15 protein-coding genes are annotated in these 18672 nt (G+C 40.5%); 13 read left to right on the top strand and 2 right to left on the bottom strand.

All coding sequences use genetic code 11. The features are described from left to right. Positions 1-5: 5 nt before the first annotated feature. The 10 genes from serC to AN213_RS02565 all read left to right on the top strand — a co-directional run bounded on the left by serC (position 6) and on the right by AN213_RS02565 (position 10565). Positions 6-1094 carry a 3-phosphoserine/phosphohydroxythreonine transaminase gene (gene serC, locus AN213_RS02610; protein WP_054561553.1) on the top strand — a complete coding sequence of 363 codons (1089 nt, stop codon included), beginning with the start codon at positions 6-8 and terminating at the stop codon, positions 1092-1094. 2 nt (positions 1095-1096) lie between these two features. Continuing rightward, a complete protein-coding gene (aroA, locus tag AN213_RS02605; RefSeq protein ID WP_055197239.1) occupies positions 1097-2377 on the top strand; it encodes a 3-phosphoshikimate 1-carboxyvinyltransferase in 1281 nt (426 codons plus the stop codon). A 104-nt stretch (positions 2378-2481) separates the two neighbouring features. Beyond that, positions 2482-3189 (top strand): (d)CMP kinase, encoded by a 708-nt coding sequence (gene cmk / locus AN213_RS02600; protein ID WP_055197237.1) that lies wholly within the window; start codon positions 2482-2484, stop codon positions 3187-3189. 98 nt (positions 3190-3287) lie between these two features. Then, a complete protein-coding gene (rpsA, locus tag AN213_RS02595; RefSeq protein ID WP_054551350.1) occupies positions 3288-4955 on the top strand; it encodes a 30S ribosomal protein S1 in 1668 nt (555 codons plus the stop codon). Between the two features lie 65 nt (positions 4956-5020). Continuing rightward, positions 5021-5308, top strand: coding sequence for an integration host factor subunit beta (gene ihfB, locus AN213_RS02590; protein ID WP_036968575.1), 288 nt, complete (start codon positions 5021-5023; stop codon positions 5306-5308). A gap of 20 nt (positions 5309-5328) precedes the next feature. Next, positions 5329-5610 (top strand): lipopolysaccharide assembly protein LapA domain-containing protein, encoded by a 282-nt coding sequence (locus AN213_RS02585; protein WP_054551349.1) that lies wholly within the window; start codon positions 5329-5331, stop codon positions 5608-5610. 2 nt (positions 5611-5612) lie between these two features. Next, entirely contained in the window at positions 5613-6749 is a 1137-nt protein-coding gene (gene lapB / locus AN213_RS02580; RefSeq protein ID WP_054561550.1) for a lipopolysaccharide assembly protein LapB, read from the top strand. Positions 6750-6781: 32 nt separating this feature from the next. Further along, positions 6782-7486 (top strand): orotidine-5'-phosphate decarboxylase, encoded by a 705-nt coding sequence (gene pyrF, locus AN213_RS02575; RefSeq protein ID WP_054561549.1) that lies wholly within the window; start codon positions 6782-6784, stop codon positions 7484-7486. A 404-nt stretch (positions 7487-7890) separates the two neighbouring features. Beyond that, positions 7891-8556 (top strand): hypothetical protein, encoded by a 666-nt coding sequence (locus AN213_RS02570; RefSeq protein ID WP_055197235.1) that lies wholly within the window; start codon positions 7891-7893, stop codon positions 8554-8556. Positions 8557-9113: 557 nt separating this feature from the next. Further along, positions 9114-10565 (top strand): P-loop ATPase, Sll1717 family, encoded by a 1452-nt coding sequence (locus AN213_RS02565; protein WP_055197233.1) that lies wholly within the window; start codon positions 9114-9116, stop codon positions 10563-10565. A gap of 276 nt (positions 10566-10841) precedes the next feature. Here the strand turns inward: AN213_RS02565 and AN213_RS02560 are convergent, their stop codons facing one another. Beyond that, positions 10842-11672: a S1 RNA-binding domain-containing protein gene (locus AN213_RS02560; RefSeq protein ID WP_055197231.1), complete on the bottom strand. Its 831-nt coding sequence runs from the start codon at positions 11670-11672 to the stop codon at positions 10842-10844. Positions 11673-11674: 2 nt separating this feature from the next. After that, positions 11675-13000 (bottom strand): DEAD/DEAH box helicase, encoded by a 1326-nt coding sequence (locus tag AN213_RS02555; protein WP_054551932.1) that lies wholly within the window; start codon positions 12998-13000, stop codon positions 11675-11677. A 199-nt stretch (positions 13001-13199) separates the two neighbouring features. Here AN213_RS02555 and AN213_RS02550 point away from each other — a divergent pair, with 199 nt between their 5' ends. From AN213_RS02550 to AN213_RS02540, 3 genes are all read left to right on the top strand, one after another. Next, entirely contained in the window at positions 13200-14207 is a 1008-nt protein-coding gene (locus tag AN213_RS02550; RefSeq protein WP_055197229.1) for a rhodanese-related sulfurtransferase, read from the top strand. Positions 14208-14497: 290 nt separating this feature from the next. Then, positions 14498-15514, top strand: coding sequence for an efflux RND transporter periplasmic adaptor subunit (locus AN213_RS02545; RefSeq protein ID WP_095209688.1), 1017 nt, complete (start codon positions 14498-14500; stop codon positions 15512-15514). A 2-nt stretch (positions 15515-15516) separates the two neighbouring features. Then, a complete protein-coding gene (locus AN213_RS02540; RefSeq protein ID WP_095209687.1) occupies positions 15517-18594 on the top strand; it encodes an efflux RND transporter permease subunit in 3078 nt (1025 codons plus the stop codon). Positions 18595-18672 lie beyond the last annotated feature (78 nt).

Here is an 18672-nt window from a genome sequence, read left to right as displayed (position 1 = left end):
AAGTAATGACTAAGTATAATTTTTGTGCAGGACCGGCAATGCTACCGCCGGCAGTTATGCAAAAAGCACAAAAAGAATTTATAGATTGGCAAGGTTTAGGTGTCTCTGTGATGGAAATTAGCCATCGCAGCAGCGACTTTTTAGCGCTTACCACTAAATGTGAAGCAAGCCTGCGTCGTTTAATGAATATTAGCGATGAGTTTGAAGTGTTATTTATGCACGGCGGTGGCCGTGGTCAATTCAGTGCTGTACCATTGAATCTTCACCTTGATGATAAGCCAGCCGTGTACTGTGAAAACGGTGTGTGGTCTAAAGGGGCTACTTCAGAAGCGGCAAAATTCACTGCAGTTGAAAGCATCAATGTACGTGATGATGAGCAGCAAAATGGCCAGTTCTCTATAAAACCAGCAAGCAGCTGGGAATTACCAGCTGATGCGTCATACATTCACTATTGTCCGAATGAAACCGTAGATGGCATAGAAATTTTTGACGTACCATCACACCCATCAGCACCGATTGTGGCTGATATGTCATCGACTATTTTATCGCGCGAGTTTGACGTAAATCAGTTTGATCTTATTTACGCTGGCGCACAAAAGAATATTGGCCCATCTGGTTTATCGATTGTTATTGTACGTAAAACGCTATTAGAGCGTGAAGGGCTTGCAAAGCCAGGTATTCTTGATTACGCATTAGAAGCAAAACAAGGCAGCATGTATAACACACCACCGACATTTGCGTGGTATTTAGCTGCTGAAGTATTTGAGTGGCTTGAAGCAAACGGCGGCGTTAAAGCGATGGAAGAACAAAACATCGCAAAAGCAGAACTTCTTTACAGCTACATTGATAGCTCAGATTTTTATAGCAACAAAGTTGCTAAGCATTGCCGTTCACGTATGAACGTACCGTTTTGGTTAAACGACGAATCACTGAATGATAAATTCATTAGTGAGTCAAAAGAAGCAGGCTTATTAGCCCTTGAAGGTCACCGTATTGTCGGTGGTATGCGCGCAAGCATTTATAATGCGATGCCACTTGAAGGTGTTCAAGCCTTGGTTAATTTTATGGAAAAATTCGCCAAGGAGAACAGCTAATTATGGAACAGCTTCGTCTTGAACCGATTACAAAGGTAAATGGTAGTGTGACACTACCAGGCTCAAAAAGCTTATCAAACCGTATCTTACTGCTTGCTGCTCTTGCAGAGGGCACAACGGTTGTTGAAAACCTATTAGATAGTGATGATATTCGTCACATGCTAGGTGCATTAAATCTTTTAGGCGTAAATGTTTCGCTTAATGAAGATAAAACAGTGGCCACCGTAGAGGGTGTTGCAGGTAAATTTAAAACTCCGAGCGAGCCTTTATTTTTAGGTAATGCCGGTACTGCTTATCGTCCACTTACAGCCGTTTTAGCAGCTGTAGAAGGCGAGTACCAGCTGGTGGGCGAGCCTCGCATGGAAGAGCGCCCAATTGGCCATTTGGTAGATGCACTGCAAGCACTGGGTGGTGATGTTGAATACCTTAAGCATAAAGATTATCCACCACTGGCCATTAAAGGCGGCAAAATCAACGGTGGCAAAGTTGCAATTGATGGCAGCATTTCTAGCCAGTTCTTAACAGCGTTACTAATGGCAGCACCATTATTTAATGGCGATACAGAAATTACCATTAAAGGTACACTGGTATCAAAGCCTTACATTGACATTACCCTAGATGTAATGAAGCGTTTTGGCGTTACAGTAAGCCATGACAATTACGAAACATTTTACGTTAAAGGCTGTCAGCAGTATCAAGCACTTGAGCGCATTATGGTTGAAGGTGATGCATCAAGCGCCTCTTATTTTGTTGCGGCGGCTGCAATAGCAGGTGGCGAAATTGAAATTAACGGGGTAGGTGCGGCATCTGTTCAAGGTGATATTGGTTTTGCCAAAGTTATGGAGCAAGTAGGCGCCAAAATCGATTGGTATGATGAAAAGCTGGTGGTTCGTAAAGGCGAGCTAAACGCTGTCGATATTGATGCCAATGCAATTCCAGATGCGGCAATGACACTAGCCACTGTTGCGCTTTTTGCTAAAGGTAAAACAGCTATTCGTAATATCTATAACTGGCGTGTAAAAGAAACAGATCGCCTATATGCCATGGCGACTGAGCTTCGTAAAGTTGGTGCAGAAGTGGTTGAAGGTGAAGATTTCATCGAAATTACACCACCAGACACATTTAACGATGTAGCGATTGATACCTATAACGATCACCGTATTGCCATGTGTTTTGCAATGGTTGCCGTTGGCGGAAAGCCGATAACCATTAACGATCCTAAGTGTACATACAAAACTTTTCCAACGTTTTTCAAAGTACTAGAGTCTGTCTCAAGTCAATAAAACAGAAGAAAATATAAAAAGTTACATTCTAAATGCGGATCTATTTCTAGAACTGGCGTATAATATCGCGGTTTTATTTTGGTGTGCATTGCAGGAGGTTATAAATGCAGGCGTTATCAATGCCCGTAATCACCATCGATGGCCCAAGTGGTTCAGGTAAAGGAACTGTTTGTCGCTTGTTAGCCGAGAAATTAGGTTGGGATGTATTAGACAGTGGAGCGATTTACCGTGTGCTGTCACTTGCAGCGCTTCATCATCAAATTGAACTAGATAATGAAGATGCGCTAGTACCGCTAGCTGCAAACTTAGATGTGCAGTTTTTGGTCGATAGCCAAACGCATACTTCTAAAATTGTATTGGAAGGCGAAGACGTCACAACCACAATTCGTAACGAAGAAGTGGGTGCTGCGGCATCAAAGATTGCTGCATTACCACGGGTGAGAGAAGCATTATTACGTCGTCAACGTGCGTTTCGTACTGAGAGCGGCTTAATTGCCGATGGTCGTGACATGGGCACAGTTGTGTTCCCTGATGCACCATTGAAGATTTATTTAACCGCATCAGCTGAAGAGCGCGCTCGTCGTCGCTTTGCTGAGTTGAACGAACGCGGTCTTGATGTTACACTAAGTGGTCTACTTGAGGACATAAAAGCTCGCGATCACCGTGATATGACGCGTGAAGTTGCGCCGCTTGTTCCTGCAGAAGACGCCATTGAGCTCGATACTAGCGAGCTTAATGCAATGCAAGTGTTTGATAAAGTTGTAACTTTACTCAACGAAGCAGTACTTGCAGGAAAGCTTCCAAAAGCTTAAAAGTAATTTATTAAGGTGCCGGCAGGAAGCTAGTGCTATTTTAACAACCCCATGCAGCATGGTTGCTAATTGGTTATTTAATTATTTAGAGACGTATAATGTCAGAAAATTTTGCGCAGTTATTTGAAGAAAGCCTTAAGGGTTTTGAAGCAGAGCAAGGCTCTATCGTTAAAGGTACTGTTATCTCAATCGAGAACAACATCGTACTTGTTGATGCTGGTCTTAAATCTGAAAGTGCAATCCCTGCTGAGCAATTCAAAAATGCTGCTGGTGAACTAGAAGTTGCTGTTGGCGACGAAGTAGATGTTGCTTTAGACGCAATCGAAGACGGTTTCGGTGAAACTATCCTTTCTCGTGAGAAAGCGAAGCGTCACGAAGCGTGGATCCGCTTAGAAAAAGCATGTGAAGAGCAAGAGACTGTTACTGGTGTTATCAACGGTAAAGTTAAAGGCGGTTTCACTGTTGAAGTTGATTCAATCCGTGCCTTCCTACCTGGTTCACTTGTTGATGTTCGTCCAGTACGTGACACAACTCACCTTGAAGGTAAAGAGCTTGAGTTCAAAGTAATCAAGCTTGACCAAAAACGTAACAACGTTGTTGTTTCTCGCCGTGCAGTTATCGAATCAGAGAACTCACAAGAGCGTGAAGAACTTCTTGCTAACCTTGTTGAAGGTCAAGAAGTTAAAGGTATCGTTAAGAACCTTACAGACTACGGTGCGTTCGTTGACCTTGGTGGTGTTGACGGTCTACTACACATCACAGACATGGCGTGGAAGCGTGTTAAGCACCCTTCAGAAATCGTTAATGTTGGCGACGAAATCGCAGTTAAAGTTCTTAAATTCGACAAAGAAAAGACTCGTGTATCTCTAGGCCTTAAACAGCTTGGCGAAGATCCATGGGCAGCTATCGCTGGTCGTTACCCAGAAGGTTCTAAGCTTTCTGGTCGTGTAACTAACCTTACTGACTACGGTTGTTTCGTTGAAATCGAAGAAGGCGTAGAAGGTCTAGTACACGTTTCTGAAATGGATTGGACTAACAAGAACATCCACCCTTCAAAAGTTGTTTCACTAGGTGACACTGTTGAAGTTATGGTTCTTGAAATCGACGAAGAGCGTCGTCGTATTTCTCTTGGTCTTAAGCAATGTATTGCTAACCCATGGCAAGAATTTGCTCGTCTACAAAACAAAGGCGACCAAGTTACTGGTAAGATCAAATCAATCACTGACTTCGGTATCTTCATCGGTCTTGAAGGCGGTATTGACGGTCTTGTTCACCTTTCAGACATTTCTTGGAACACGCCAGGCGAAGAAGCTGTACGTGAATTCAAGAAAGGCGACGAAATCACTGCTATCGTATTACAAGTTGACCCAGAGCGTGAGCGTATCTCTCTAGGCGTTAAACAAATCGAAGCTGACCCATTCAATAACTACCTGGACGCAAACAAAAAAGGTGCTATTGTTAAAGGTAAAGTGACTGAAGTTGATGCGAAAGGCGCAACTGTTGAGCTAATCGAAGGCGTTGAAGGTTACATCCGTGTAGCTGATATCGCTCAAGAGCGTGTTGAAGATGCTACTACTGTAGTTTCTGCAGGCGACGAAATCGAAGCGAAATACGTTGGTGTTGATCGTAAGAACCGCACTTTAAGCTTATCTGTTAAAGCTCTTTTCGAAGCAGAAGAGAAAGAAGTACTAGAGAAGCTTAAGAAAGAAGAGCCAGCGTTCGAAAACGCTATGGCTGCAGCATTCAAAAATGCTCAAAAAGACTAATATCTAGTCTTTTAAAATTGGAAGGGCAGTTTTGCCCTTCCTTTACCACTCTTTAAGGAAACGCTATGACTAAGTCAGAATTGATAGAACAACTTGCCGAGCAACACGCACACATCCCTGTGAAAGATGTTGAAAATGCCGTTAAAGAAATTCTTGAACAAATGGCCGGCTCATTATCTAGCTCAGATCGCATCGAGATCCGTGGCTTTGGAAGTTTCTCATTGCATTATCGTTCTCCTCGCACAGGTCGTAATCCAAAGACTGGCGAAACAGTTGAGTTAGACGGTAAGCACGTACCACATTTTAAACCAGGTAAAGAATTACGTGACCGCGTAAATGCGAGTATTGCCTAGTTTTATACAGGAGTAGTTACTTGTTTAGGGTATTAAAAATTGTATTAATTGCGCTGTGTTTATTTATTGCGTTTGTACTTGGTTCACAGAATCCACAATTGGTGCAAATCAATTATTTAATCGCCAGTAATACTTTGCCCTTAGCTGTTGTAATAAGTATCTGCTTTATTTTAGGTGTCGCAATTGGTTGTTTTATAAGCTTTACACTGTTTTCTCAGTTAAAGTGGCAAAATTATCGCTTAAAGAAAAAATTAGCGCCTGAAAAAAACAATAAAAAGCTTGTTGCTAATAAAGACACCTAATTATGATTGAGCTTCTGTTTTTACTTTTACCCGTTGCAGCCGGTTACGGTTGGATAATGGGTAAAAACAGCGCTAAAAACCAAGCTCATCAGCTTAATCGCCAAATTACCTCTGAATATTCTAAAGGCCTTAAATTTCTCTTAGACAGAGAAGAAGACCAAGGCTTAGAGCACCTTATTAATCTACTCGAAGTTGCCGCTGATTCTGTTGAACACTATTCAACGCTTGCAACTATGTTCCGCCGCCGTGGCGAACTTGATCGCGCTATTAAAATTCATGAGCTGCTATTAAAACATCCAAGTCTTGATGACCAACAAGCTGCAACCAGCCGCTTAGAACTTGCTGAAGATTACATTATGGCAGGCTTGTTAGATGGTGCAGAAGAGCATTTAGTATGGCTTGTTAAGGCAGGCTATAAAGAAGCCTTAGAGCCAATTATTAATCTTTATTCACAAACCCGTGAATGGGAAAAGGGCATTAACATGTACGAGGCCCACAGTGAATTGTTCACTAAACCTCAGCATGTAAAAGCGATTGCCAATTTTTACTGTGAAGCAGCCTTACAAGATAACGATACGCAAATTATGCGTAAAGCCATTAGCTTAAACCACAAAGCCATTCGCCCACTGTATGAGCTTGGCCATAGTGCTTTCACCAAAGAAGATTATGTAAAAGCAATTTACTACTGGCGCGAGCTGATTAGCCAATTCACGTTTTTTGCGCCGGTATTTATTGAAGAATTAGCACTGAGTTATCAAAAGCTCAATTTAACGCATCAGTTTTACGAATTACTCAATGAACTGCTCGATAAAGGTGGCGTATTAATAAAAATAAAACACTGCCAAGCTTTACTTGAGCAAGGGCACATCGAGCAAGCAATTAAATTTTTAACGGATAGTTTAAAGCGTCACCCAACTATTCGTGGCTTTAGCTTTTTATTACAGCTACTAGCTAAACAAAACAACGATATTAAAGATGTACTCGATCAAATTGATAAGCTAGTTACGTCTTATATCGCAACCAAACCTGATTTTCAGTGCCAACACTGTGGCTTTACCAGTCATACCATTTATTGGGTATGTCCATCTTGTAAGCACTGGGAAACAATTGTTCCAAGCCGTGGCATAGACGGTTTTTAATTCATATTAGTCCATTAGTTTTTAGGAAAGTTATGTCTGTCGAAGATTCAAAAAAAGTATTAATTGCCCTTGATTATGATGATCAACAAACAGCTCTTGCGTTTGTAAAGCAATTATCGCCTGATACGTGTCGCCTTAAAGTAGGCAAAGAAATGTTCACGTATTTTGGTCCTAGCTTTGTTAAGGAACTAATCGACTTAGGTTTTGATGTATTCTTAGACCTAAAATTTCACGATATTCCAAATACGGTGGCTAAAGCTGTAACAGCGGCTGCAAAAATGGGTGTGTGGATGGTTAACGTACATGCCTCTGGTGGCGTTGAAATGATGACTAAAGCAAAACAAGCTTTAGAGCAGTTTGGTGATGACGCACCGTTACTAATTGCAGTAACAGTACTAACCAGTATGGATGCCGCAGAGCTTACTCGTTTAGGTGTAGATAAAACACCAGAAGAGCAAGTAATTTACTTAGCAAACCTTGCCAAAGAATCAGGCCTTGATGGGGTAGTGTGCTCAGCACAAGAAGCGAAAAAGCTTAAAGCAGAACTTGGCGCAGACTTTAAACTGGTTACTCCAGGTATTCGCCCTGCAGGCAGCGATGCAGGCGACCAAAAGCGCATCATGACACCAAAACAAGCCGTTGAAGATGGCAGCGATTTTTTAGTTGTAGGCCGCCCAATCACCCAATCGGCAGACCCAGTTGCAACACTAAAAGAAATTAACGACTCACTAAAATAACCTCGTTATTTTAAAATAGTCTCTAAAGAGCATTGTAAGCGTGATTTATATCGCGCTATATACAATGCTCTTTTTGTTTGTGAAGAAATACTTAGAATAAATTAGGTACTTACTTAACTGATAAGAAAGGAGCCTTTATACATGTAAGAATATAGTTGCTTATTCAGCCTAATTTAGGTGTAATGTATAGATAATATTTACTAAGTTGTACAGGTAAATCTTACAGAGCATTAGTTAAAGTTATTAAACTAGCTAGGAAACTATAAGCCTCTAAAAAGCAATTTATATAGCATATAGACCACCAACAAAGTCATATCGAACTGGTGGCAGCGCAGTCTCACAAGTAGTTACTCAATAAATACTACTTGTCCCACTAAGCTAAATAGTTATTAATATGAGGGAATATGGAAACTATTAATGAAGTTTTAGTCCGAACTGAACAAACTCTAGAAACGGCAAAACATGGTTTTGACGACTTAGTTTCAAAAAATAAGGTTAGACGTTTTACTGGTTTAAGGAACCTTATTGTATTTGGCCGTTCTGTAACTTTTGTTCTTCAAAATCTAAAGTCAGTTGTTGGTAAAGATAGATTTGATAGTTGGTATGAACCTCACCAAGAATCTATGAAGCAAGATGTCGTGATGAAATATTTTGTAAAGCTACGAAATGAACTAGAAAAACAGGGACGCTTACCAGTTTCTTCATCTGCGCGTATCCATAACTTTTCCTCTGATATGATCTCTAAATATAAGCAGCCGCCAGGAACCGTTGGTTTTTTTATTGGAGATCAACTGGGAGGAAGTGGCTTTGAGGTTGAGTTACCAGATGGAACAAAAGAGAAATATTATGTAGAAATACCATCTAGTGTTGCAGAAGTAACTCAGCATTTTAATGAATTGCCAGTCCCTGATGACAACGAACTTAAGGCTCAAACTATTGAACAACTTTCAGAGTATTTCCTTAATACATTAGAAGGTTTATTGGATAATGCTCGAAAAGAGTTTCTTGAGCAAGAGACTCAAATTGTAAATGGACGCCGTCTACCACCTTTTATTAGGGTCGTGAAATAGAACTAATTGCAATATCATAAACGCATACAAATAATTTTTTGGTGTTTCATTATACAGATTTAGGCCAACAACTTTTTACTGGTCCAATTTCTATATCTTGCTGTATCCTCACAAGCTAAAATCTACAATAACTAAACTGTTTTAGTGTTCCTGTGGAGTTAATTAGTAATATAAAGACTTCGATTGCACGACTACGATGATGTTTTTTAATGTTTATGGTTTATAAATTTTACTCAAGCAGATTGATTTTATCCAATTTTAAATTTTATATTAATTAGGTTTTCGAATTTCAGGTTAGGAAACTTAATTACAAGCGAGAAGAAGATTTTGGGAGCCAATAAAGTGAAATACTTTACTTTGACTTTAACCTGACTAATTAAAATCTTTATATTGTAACTATAACATTCTTAGGTAAAGTTATTATGATAAATGACGGGAATAGTCATATGTAATCTTAATTATCTATTTACAACGGTATGTTTAGATGAAATTATTAGCTAAACAATTTGATACTATTTTTTAAAAATCACAAGTAATTGATAGGGAAATTATAATAAATGTTAAGAATTAAACTGAATGATAAGTCATTATTTGGTAATGACGCAGGTGAAGATGAATTACAAGAGGTGCTAAATTCTTATTTCATTGAAAATGATGATTTTGATGAATTTTATGATGTAGATAATCGTTTAAGTGTAGTTAGTGCGCGCAAAGGAATGGGAAAGTCCACGCTACTATCAAAGTTGGATTTTGATTTAACAAATAAAGAAGAGTTGGGAAAGCCAATAGTTGTTAGGGTTACTGGAAATTCACTTTTAGGGTTAGGTGATTTTGCAGGAAAAGATCCTGCTTATTTAGAAAATTACTGGAAGCAAATTATATGTAAAGAGATAAATATCCACATTGGGAAAAAATTAAATTTTGCTTTCACTAGTGATGAGATTTCAATGGTAGAAATTTCAGAGTTAGAAGGAATGAAAAGTAAAAACCTGATTGGTGGGCTAATATCAAGAATCAAAGGAAAGATTCCGTTAATGTCAGTAGAAGCTACGGGTTTCAAACCTGAAAACCTTGAACGCTTATTAACTAATTACTTAGAGGCTAATAGCGATAAGAAAATTTGGGTTTTGGTTGATGATATTGATGCTAAATATATTGATAGTGAAGATTATCAACATCGAATCAGTTCTTTTTTTAGTGCAATAAGAAGTCTATGCCATGACGTAAAAAATCTGAATATTAGAACTACTGTACGATCTGATGTTTGGACTAATTTAAGACATGTAGAAGATTTAGATAAATGGGATCAGTACATAATTAATATTGCGTGGACTAAACGGCAAATGAGAGACATGTTAGCTAAAAAAATATTATCCTACGTAAAAAGAAAACATCCCGAATCCCTTGAAGCTAAATATAAACTTGACAAAGATTATAATAAACTAATTGGGTTAGTCTTCTTATCTCCCATTAAATGGTCAGGTAAAGAGCGGCCTGTTTTTGATGCTATAAATGCATTCTCTAATCATCGACCAAGGTCTATGGGCCAACTATGTCGGATGGCGGCTAACCAAGCACATAAAAGTCGATGCAAAGTATCATTGAAGCAAATAAATGAAATTTTAACTAAGTTTGGTCAAAATAGGCGTGATGATTTAATAAAAGAGCATATTCATCAATTTCCAGAGCTTGAAAATCTTATTGATTCTTTGAGAGCTGGGCAAAAAGAATATAAACTTTCTGATTTAGAAATTGTGTTTGATACGAAATTTGTTAAAGGTAGAGCGGCATCTGATATACCACACATAGATGGGAAACCTTACATTGCTCCAATTGATTTAGGACACTTTATGTATAAAACGGGGTTAATTTCAAAGTTGCCTGATAACCAACAAAATTTTACGTTTTACTCTGACGATCCAGACCTTTTTTATTCTCAAGCGAATAAGGATAATGATATAACTTGGTCCGTTCACCCAAGTTATAGAAACTTTTTAAATATTAATTAAAGTAGATAAAAATATCTAATAAGAAAATATAAATTGCTTTGCTAAGTTTTTTCGTTAATTATAATTCACTGTTTTATTGCTTCTGAAGTGACGTTACATATTTATGCTCTTCATCCGAAGTAGTCCCTCTTCAGATCTAAATAGAATTAGCTCAGATTAGCGTTAGAAAATTTACGGTGCCCACACGTTAAAGCTCACAAAACCAATAAGAATAAAAAAAGAGTAAAGCCTTCACTTTACTCTTTTTGGATACTTCATACTTTGTTAACTAGCAACTTATTTCAATCTAATCGATGTCGCTTCAATATCAATCAAACCTTGCTTAAACAAACCGCCAATGGCTTTTTTGTAGTTTGCTTTACTGGTTGAGAAAGTCTTTTTAATTGCTTCTGGGTCTGACTTATCGCCTAAGTGAAGTACGCCGCCTTCGGCTTTTAATTTAGCTAAGATTTTTTCGCCTAAGTCGTTTACTTTACCCATACCTGGCTTTTCAAGTAGTACGTCGATTTTACCGTCTTCACGTACTTTTTGAATAAAGCCTTTTAAGCGTTGGCCAACAAACAGCTTTTTAAATACCGTGTTGTAATAAACAACGCCAATGTGAGCTTCGTTTACAAGTACTTTGTAGCCTAGGTCTGTTTTACCGGCAACGATTAAGTCAACTTCTTCCATTACAGAGTAAGTTGGTTCTTCTTTTGATAAAAATTTATTAAAATTGCTCGATGCACAAATACGTTGGCTGGCGTTATCGAGGTATAAACGTACAAGATACGAAAAGCCGTCTTTCATTTTTGGCTTTTGTTCGTTGTATGGCGCTAGTACGTCTTTTTCGAGGCCCCAATCCATAAACGCACCGGTGCTATTGATTGCTTTAACACGTAGTAGGGCAAATTCGCCTACTTCAGCTAAAGGTTTTTTTGTAGTGCCAGTTGGGTGACCTGCGTGATCTAAGTAAATGAATACTTGCACGCTGTCGCCAGCTTCTAGTTCGTAATCAATTTCTTTGCTTGGTAAGAATACTTCGCCTAAATCACGGCCATCTAAATAAGCACCTTCGTTAGACATTTCGTTAACGAAAAGGGTTTGTGTGGTTCCTAAAATACTCATTGTTATTCCTGTTCTGGCTTTTTCTTACGGCGCATTGGAGCAAAACCATCTACATCAATTGGTGCTTGAATAGGGGCTTTTGGCTTTTTAGGGGCTGCTTTGCGTTTTGGTTTTGCAGGTTTAGCAGCCACTTTTTTCTCTGCTTTTTTCCAAACAGTGTTTGGTTTTTTCTCACGCAGGCCTTTAAATTTACCAACAAGGCCGTCAACGGTGAAAAAGCTTAATTCATCATTTAAAAATGCTTTAATTGCTTTGTAGCTTGGCCAATCTTTCGGGCCTACTAACGAAATAGCAGTTCCTTTAAAGCCTGCGCGACCAGTACGACCAATACGATGCACATATTCTTCAGCATGTTTTGGTAGGTCAAAATTAATAACGTGAGTCACGCTTAATAAATCAAGACCACGCGATGCAACATCGGTGGTGATTAAGATTTTAAAGTTTTCACGGCTAAAGGCGTCCATAATTTCAAGGCGCTTAGCCTGTGTTAAGTCACCCGCAAGCGCTTGCGCTTTAAAGCCTTTATCATTTAATAGCTGGCTTAAACGTTGAGTGTCGGCACGTGTTGCGGTGAAAATAATGCACTGGCCAACATTGTCTTGTTTTACAAAGTGCTCAAGTAGAGCTTCTTTGTGATCTAAGTGATCAGCTAAATAAAGTTGCTGGGTAATGTCACTATGTTGCTCGTTAGAAGCACTTAACAGAATTTGTTTTGGCGAACGTAAAAGGTTACGTGACAGGGCATCAACTTGTGCATGGTCAAGAGTTGCAGAAAACAATAACGTTTGGCGTAAACGGTGATCAGCAAGCTCGTTAATCATTTTAACCTGATCGGTAAAACCTAAATCTAGAATACGGTCAGCTTCATCAAAAATTAACAGTTCTAACCCTGAAAGCTGTAATGAGCGTTGACTCAAATGGTCAGCTAAACGACCCGGTGTGCCCACCACAAAATGTGGATCTTTACGAAGAGCCTTTATTTGGTCATTAAAGTTTTCACCACCCAGTACTTTTACAGCACTAATATTTGTACCAGCAATTAATAGCCTTAATTGGCTGTACACTTGGGTTGCTAATTCGCGGGTAGGCGCAACGATTAAAACGCGAGGGTCGCGTTTACTGAGTGCTTTTTGTTTCATTACGCGCTGTACAGCAGGTAATAAAAACGCCAGCGTTTTGCCCGATCCTGTTTTTGACTGTGCAAAAATATCATGGCCTGCGATAGCTGTTGGTACCGCGTGAGCTTGAATGTCAGTGGGCTGGGTGATGCCTTGATGCGCAAGTTGTTTTTCGAGGCGTGTATCAATCCCAAGTTCAGTAAAATGCAATGCGTAATCTCCGATGAGCAAAATTTGTAAATCCTGTTCATTATAACGCACTTGCCTCACTTGGAGACAGTAAAAACACAGCTATTTCGCATCAGTTTTTGCAATTATCGCTAATTCGCGTAAAATACGCGCCCTCAATGCGCCGGATTTGCGATTCGGTTAACGCCCCACATGGGCATTTAAAGCAAAAGGTAAAACCATGACTGCTGTTCATAAAGACAATGTAACTAGCGAGCACTTTGTTGTTTGCGCACTTTACAAATTTGTAGCCCTTCCTGATTTTGAAGCGATTCGCCAACCACTACTTAAAGTAATGGAAGACAATGAAGTACGCGGTACTTTGTTACTTGCGGCTGAAGGTATCAACGGTACTGTTTCTGCTAAACGTGAAGGTATCGATAACCTACTTGCATGGTTAGATTCACAACCAAACCTAGACAACATCGTGACTAAAGAGTCATACGATGACGAATGCCCGTTCTACCGTACTAAGGTAAAACTGAAAAAAGAAATCGTAACTATGGGTGTTGAAGGTATCGACCCACGTGAAGTTGTGGGTACATACGTAAAACCAGCTGACTGGAATGCGTTAATTTCAGACCCAGAAGTGATTCTTATCGATACACGTAACGATTACGAAATCGAAATTGGTACTTTCCAAAATGCGGTTGATCCAAACACCAAAACGTTCCGCGAATTCCCAGCGTGGGCGAAAGAAAACCTAGACCCAGAAAAGCACAAAAAAGTGGCGATGTTCTGTACCGGTGGTATTCGCTGTGAAAAATCAACTGCGTACATGAAAGAGCAAGGCTTTGACGAAGTATTCCACCTTGAAGGCGGCATTCTTAAGTACTTAGAAGAAGTACCAAAAGAAGAAACCATGTGGGAAGGTGAGTGTTTTGTATTTGATAACCGTGTAGCAGTAAATCACGATTTACAAAAAGGTTCTTACGACCAATGTCACGCGTGTCGTATGCCTATTACTGAAGAAGAAAAGCAAAAGCCTGAGTACATGGAAGGTGTATCGTGTCATCACTGTCACGACAGCCTAACAGAAGAGCAACGTGCACGATTTGCTGAGCGTCAAAAGCAAATCGAATTAGCACAAGCGCGCGGCGAAGGTCACATCGGTAATGAAGCGCAAGAAGTTCTTCGTAAGCGTAAAGAAGCTAAAAAAGCGCAAAAAGAAGCACAGCGCCAACAGTAATTGTTAGCTTTATGAGTTGATAGAAACCCCAGCATAGTCTGGGGTTTTTTTATGCCTACTCGAAAAGAACATATAAGTGATGGTTCTTATTGTCTGGAGATAACCATAGCAAGCGAAGCAAACTTAAAAGAAGTCGATTCATCACATTGTCGTTTCTAATTATAAAACAAAGGCGATGTATGGGTTTATTTCACCTTGGCTAATTGTTTATTAAACGAAGTCAGCTTTTTATTGATCACAAAGCTGTTACACTTCGTAACAATTAAAACGATTCTTATTTAGGTGAAATTTTGACAATTGGCAAATTACATACATGGACTTTAATTGCCTGTATTAGTTGTGTTTCCGTCGCTGAGGCGGCTAATGTAGTTGTAGAATCAGTGTCTGTTGAAAAGTCTAAGCAACAGATAAAAGCCGTGGGTAATGCTGAAGCGATTCACTCAGTCACTCTTTACCCAGCCGTTGGGGACAGAGTCACTGCTGTTTACTTTAAACCAGGCGATAACGTTGCCAAAGGTGACTTACTATTAGAGCTTGATTCACGTAGACAAAAAGCAGCGTTGATCGAAGCTGAAATTACTTTAAAAGATGCTGAGCGTACCATGAAAAGGCTTGAAGAAAGCCACGCTCGTGGTGCGGTGCCGCAAAGTGATTTAGATGATGCTAAAACACTTCATGAACTGGCTAAAGTGCAGTTAATGCAAGCCCAAACAGAGCGTGAAGACCGCGAAGTTCGTGCTCCTTTTAGTGGTGTTATGGGTTTAACTGATGTCGAAGTAGGCGATAGGATCACAACCCAAACAGCCATTGCCACCATTGATGATATTTCTGAGCTTTATATCAATTTTAATGCCCCAGAGGCCGCTATCTCAGTGCTTAAACAAAAATCTTCGGTCGAAGTGGTGCCTTGGTTAGGCGATAAAGCTTACACGGCTAAGGTGGCAGAGCTTGATTCGCGTATCAATGCGCAAACCCGCACTCTTAGAACAAAAGCCAAACTTGATAATAATGCTCAGCAATTTATGCCGGGTATGAGCTTTCGTGTGCACATAAATATTCTAGGTGAAGAGCTTGCCGTAGTACCTGAAGCTGCGATGATGTGGGGGGCAGCAGGCCCTTACGTATGGAAGAGTGTCGATAAAAAAGCCACACGCGTTGATGTTAAAATTGAGCAGCGTCTAGCAGGGCGTTTGTTAGTTTCTGGTGGCTTAAACGAAGGTGACTTATTGGTGACAGAAGGAGTTCAGCGCCTAAGACCTAATCAAGAGCTTAATTTCATCAATGAAGTGCAGCTAGCCAAGGAGTAATGATGAAACAGCAACCTATGATGGAAGACTTACCATCAATGGCGATACGTCGCCCTGTTTTAATTGTGGTACTTAACTTACTCATTATTATTGCCGGTATCGCTGCAATAGCAGGGGTTGAAGTACGTGAGCTTCCTGATGTTGATAGGCCTCGTATTACTGTATCAGCGTCTTTTCCTGGTGGTTCACCGGAGACCGTAGATACCGAAGTAACCAGTAAGCTAGAAGGGGCGGTTGCTAGGGTAAGTGGTGTAAAGTCGATTCGTGCGCAAAGTGAAGAAAACAATGCTCGTATCGTGGTTGAGTTTCGTCCCGGTGTAAATTTAGATGATGCTGCAAACGAAACACGTGAATCGGTAGCCCGTGTGCAGCGAGAATTACCCGAAGAAGTTGAACGGGTATCAATTATTAAAGCCGATAACGATGCCGAAGCGGTTGTATCGTTAACGGTATCAAGTGATAGCTTATCCCTTGAGGCGTTGACAGAGCGTGTTGATGTCGACTTAGCTCCGCAGTTTTTAACCATTCCTGGCGTTGCTGATGTTCGTTTAAATGGCGACCGTGAACGGGTGCTTAGAGTGCGCATCGACCCACTTAAGTTAAGCAGCTTTAACCTTACGGTACCAGATATTGCCAATGTACTTCGCCAAGCTCCCTTTGATGTGCCTGCGGGTAGTTTAAAATCAAGCGACCAACAGGTGATTGTTCGTGCTGATGCAACGTTAATATCAGCAGAACAAGTAGCCGATATCATCGTTCGTGACGATACCCGTATTGGCGATGTTGCGGCTGTTTACTTTGGCCCAGCCGATCCGCGTTCATTCGTAAGGCTTAATGGCACACCAGTGATTGGCATGGAAATTATTCGTCAGGCGCAATCTAATACCATTGAAATTTCAGATGAAGTGCTAACTTTAATCGAGCGCATGCGAGTACGTTTTCCTGAAATGGAATTTACTTTAACCTCTGACGATGCTCAGTTTATCAGAAGCTCAGTTGATGAAGTTATTAACTCACTGTTACTAACCGTGCTGTTAGTGGTGATCACACTGTGGGTGTTTATTGGCTCATGGCGCGCAACGCTGGTTCCTGCATTTGCGATACCTGTTGCATTAATTGGCTCTTTAGCACTTATTTGGGCGCTTGGTTTCTCAATTAATATTCTTACCTTGCTTGCACTCGTGTTAGCTACAGGCCTAATTGTAGATGATGCCATTGTGGTAAGTGAAAACATACAACGTCAGCGGGGCTTAGGTCTTGGTCGTCGAGCAGCTGCAGTGGTTGGTACCCGTGAAGTATTCTTTGCTGTTGTGGCAACAACCGCCGTATTAGCTGCGGTGTTTGTGCCTATAGCTTTTTTACCATCAACTGCAGGGCGACTATTTAGAGAGTTTGGTGGGGTATTAGCTGGCGCTGTTATCATATCAAGCTTTGTAGCGCTGTCTTTGGTCCCTGCGCTGACATCAAAACTGAAATTAAAGCAGGGTGGTTTTCATCCATTTGCAAAAGTTGGTCATGTGTTAGCCGCTGTTTATAAGCGCACAATACATGGTGTACTTGAACATGCATGGCTTACCTTTTTTGCGTGTTTGTTGGTCGCTGCAGGCTCTGGTGCACTGTATTTCAATTTAGATAACGAGTTATTACCAACAGAAGATCGCGGTAAAATTCGTATTTTTGCCCGTGGTCCAGATGGTGTAGGCCTAAATTTTATGGACAGGCAAGCGGTGCAAATGGAAGATATCTTACTGCCGTATGTTGAGAGTGGTGATATTGAGTCTATTTACACTGTGGTTGGGCAATGGGATCCAAATATTGTATTTATTACTGTGCCGCTTAAACATTGGGATGAACGTCATTTTAGTCAGCAAGAAATTATCAATAAAATACGTGAACCTCTAGGGAATATTCCTGGTGCGGCTGGTTACCCAGGTGGCTCAAATAGTTTGAACCTACGTGGTCAAGGCGGTGGTATTGAGCTTGCCTTATTAGGGCAAGACTACCTCGAGATATTTAAAGCCGCGCAAGATTTTTCTGCTGAAATTGAAAAAGCAGTACCAGAAGTAGCTCCTGTGCGTATTTCATATCAGCCGTCACAGCCACAATTACGGGTTAATATTGATAGACGTCGTGCTGAAGAGCTTGGCGTATCGCTCAATGATATCTCTGTGACACTTCGCGCTGCAATCAATGGTGATGATATCGCCGATTTAAATATTGGTGACCAATCAATCCCGATTATGCTGCAAGCACAAAATCAAACTATCACTAACCCAAGCGATTTAGCTAACTTGTATGTTGGTGGCCGTAATGGTCAACTAGTGCCACTGAGTAGTGTGGCAACGATTACTGAAGAAGGTGTTGCAGCAGAGCTTGAGCGCCACGCGCAGCGCCGTGCTATTGAACTGAGTATGGAAATGCCTGAGGGCGTAACTATTGCTGAGCTGGTTACAAAAATCCGTGATATTTCCGAGCAATCTTTACCTGCAGGCATCAGCTTGGCGTTTAAAGGTGAGGCATTAACCTTTGAAGAAACAGCCAATGAAGTATTAGTGACCTATGTTCTGGCCTTTTTAATTGTTCTTCTGGTATTGGCTGCACAATTTGAAAGTGTGAATAGTGCAATCGTTGTTATGATCACAGTACCGTTTGGTATTACATCTGCAATTCTAGCGCTGTATCTAACAGGTACATCATTAAACATTTACTCGCAAATTGGTTTAGTGATGCTGATTGGTCTAATTGCTAAAAATGCCATCTTGCTAGTGGAGTTTGCTGACCAATTACGTGACCAAGGACGCTCGGTTAGAGTTGCAGTAGAAGAGGCCGCATTGGTTCGTCTTCGCCCAATCGCGATGACACTGGTTTCAACCTTACTGGGTGCATTACCACTTATTTTATCTACTGGTGCAGGGGCAGAGGCTCGTAACGCCATTGGTTGGGTAGTATTTGGCGGTTTAGCACTGGCGGTGTTATTTACTCTATATTTAACGCCTGTTATTTACCTTGGTTTAGCTCGCTTTACTAAACCAAGGGGAGATGAGTCGAAACTTCTGGCTGAAGAGTTAGAAAAGGCTTAATCCTACTTAATTGGCTATTTTTTCTTTGAAAAAATAGCCAATTACCCTCACAATTAAATCAAATGGTTTAATCTAGGT

Source organism: Pseudoalteromonas sp. P1-8 (genome assembly GCF_001399985.1).
In the GTDB taxonomy this organism is placed as follows: domain Bacteria; phylum Pseudomonadota; class Gammaproteobacteria; order Enterobacterales; family Alteromonadaceae; genus Pseudoalteromonas.
The sequence above is the reverse complement of the archived record's forward strand: the minus strand, read 5'-3'. Positions and strand labels throughout refer to the sequence as shown.

Excerpts from the sequence above, each read along its gene's own strand:
- aroA (WP_055197239.1), top strand. The coding sequence starts at position 1,097 with ATGGAACAGCTTCGTCTTGAACCGATTACAAAGGTAAATGGTAGTGTG.
- AN213_RS02540 (WP_095209687.1), top strand. The coding sequence starts at position 15,517 with ATGAAACAGCAACCTATGATGGAAGACTTACCATCAATGGCGATACGT.
- AN213_RS02565 (WP_055197233.1), top strand. The coding sequence starts at position 9,114 with ATGTTAAGAATTAAACTGAATGATAAGTCATTATTTGGTAATGACGCA.
- AN213_RS02550 (WP_055197229.1), top strand. The coding sequence starts at position 13,200 with ATGACTGCTGTTCATAAAGACAATGTAACTAGCGAGCACTTTGTTGTT.
- rpsA (WP_054551350.1), top strand. The coding sequence starts at position 3,288 with ATGTCAGAAAATTTTGCGCAGTTATTTGAAGAAAGCCTTAAGGGTTTT.
- serC (WP_054561553.1), top strand. The coding sequence starts at position 6 with ATGACTAAGTATAATTTTTGTGCAGGACCGGCAATGCTACCGCCGGCA.
- pyrF (WP_054561549.1), top strand. The coding sequence starts at position 6,782 with ATGTCTGTCGAAGATTCAAAAAAAGTATTAATTGCCCTTGATTATGAT.
- ihfB (WP_036968575.1), top strand. The coding sequence starts at position 5,021 with ATGACTAAGTCAGAATTGATAGAACAACTTGCCGAGCAACACGCACAC.
- AN213_RS02570 (WP_055197235.1), top strand. The coding sequence starts at position 7,891 with ATGGAAACTATTAATGAAGTTTTAGTCCGAACTGAACAAACTCTAGAA.
- AN213_RS02560 (WP_055197231.1), bottom strand. The coding sequence starts at position 11,672 with ATGAGTATTTTAGGAACCACACAAACCCTTTTCGTTAACGAAATGTCT.
- cmk (WP_055197237.1), top strand. The coding sequence starts at position 2,482 with ATGCAGGCGTTATCAATGCCCGTAATCACCATCGATGGCCCAAGTGGT.
- lapB (WP_054561550.1), top strand. The coding sequence starts at position 5,613 with ATGATTGAGCTTCTGTTTTTACTTTTACCCGTTGCAGCCGGTTACGGT.